The sequence below is a fragment of the Bacillus sp. JJ1764 genome (assembly GCF_036962145.1).
Taxonomy (GTDB): Bacteria; Bacillota; Bacilli; order Bacillales; family Cytobacillaceae; genus Neobacillus.
In genome coordinates, this window is the sequence record NZ_JBALNY010000271.1 from 1 (window position 1) to 1,830 (window position 1,830).

A 1,830-nucleotide genomic window follows, 5' to 3' on the forward strand; every position below is an offset into this window, starting at 1 on the left:
TATTAATAGAGTCCAGATATGAGAGCAGAGAATCGTCTCTACATTCAATTCGTATTTTATTAATTCTTTCTCTATTTTCTATAGTTACTGTCTCTAATAGATCTTTATAAAAATCTTCTTTTATATTTTGTAGATGTGAAAAATTCTCTAAATAAATATATACAGTTTCATCTATATTCTTTATTAGTTCAATAAATCGGTTAACTTGATTTATTTCCAAATATGACGGGTCTAGATTTTCATAAAAAGAAAGTACCCATCTTAATCTGCACTTGAATGATCTTTCTTCTATGAAATTTAGAAATTCTTTTACTAGATTCGATTTATTTAAGTGATTTTTAAACACTAAATAAGGCACATAATTTAAATCACTATTTTTCTCAATTATTAACTCAAGCAGTGTGTGTCCAATTTGACTTTTGTGTTTGAAATTTTCATCAACAACAATATCTAACACCCTATTTTGATTCCAAGGATTTTTTATAAAACCAGTTAGGTAAAGATAATTTTCAAAGAAATTCGATACTTCTTTTGAAGAGTGAAACAAGAACGACTTCCGTATTTCTTGTTCCTTTAAATATTCGTACTCTGTATAATCATCAAAATCATACATATCTTTATCACGAATTCTGTCCCAATCTATTCTTAAATACATTTCATAAAGGTCATTAATATACTTAGCTTTTAGTTTCTCTATATCAGTATCATTAGTTATTGAATTTCTGTTTAAAAATCTTATATACTTCTGTACAAGTATACAATGTTCCAAAATCTCCGGATCTAAATACTTTTCAATTAGGATTAGGATATACCCTTTATCGTAAGAAGCAACTTCTTCATTATTTGTATACTCTTCACAATAAGTTACTAATAAATCTAAACTCATAATATTATTTTTATCGAAATGATTATTTACAGCATCCCAAATATGTTTTCTAAACACTTTCATTTTTTCTATATTAGGTAATTCATATTTATAAAATGTGATTTTATCCCCTCTTTCAGCCTTGAAAACATCAAAAGTAAATCGGAGGATAGTCTTAGCTAATTCATAAAATGCAACAGAATATAAAGCATCCCCTTTCTTTACTCCATCTATTATTAACTCGAATAATGTTAGCTGTCTGTAATAATCATAGCGTTCATCTTCTATTTCAAATGAAAAGGCTTCACGAATTTTGTTTATTAACTCCGGCAAATGTTGGGGTTGTTTTCTGACAAAGTCAAAACTTAGTTCAATGCTGCTTTTTAATTCCATTGGGATGAATTTAAAATAATTCCCTAATAACTCAATTACATCGTTTTTATTATAATCAAATTGATTTTTTTCATAAGATGTATTGTATTCTTTAACATTTACATCAGGCAATTTCATTATTGTTTCAAATAAGTATTCTAATGCCTCATTTTGTAAATAAAACCAAAAAACCTTTAAGAATTCCAAGTTTTGTTCAGGGCTTATTTTACTATTTAAATAATTTATAAGTGATGGCCTTACTTTCCCCATTACTTTTTCTGCTCCAAACGAATTATTTGCAGCAATTACACACTCTTTAACTCGTTCCGCATTTGTTGCATAAAATTTTTCAAGCAAGAGTTCAAAAGATAAATAATCTTTATCAATAAAAGCCAAGTAGAAAAAGTAATTCGATATATTTTGTTCGGGTACCTTCACATAATCATACTGTATTTCTACCAATTCCCATTTTTCAAGTTTCTCTATTGTCTCTACAAATTCATAATAATTAATTCTAAATTCGTTTATTATTGGTTCAAGTAATTGTCTATTTTTATAAGGTAGGGTATGAAAAAACGATATTATCCCTAAAC

Annotated in this window: 1 protein-coding gene; it reads right to left on the minus strand. The window is 26.9% G+C overall.

Annotation, left to right across the window (positions count from 1 at the left end):
• Positions 1-1,830, minus strand: a 1,830-nt coding sequence (locus tag V7083_RS23695; protein ID WP_335482678.1) for a hypothetical protein, incomplete at both ends; no start/stop codon positions are given.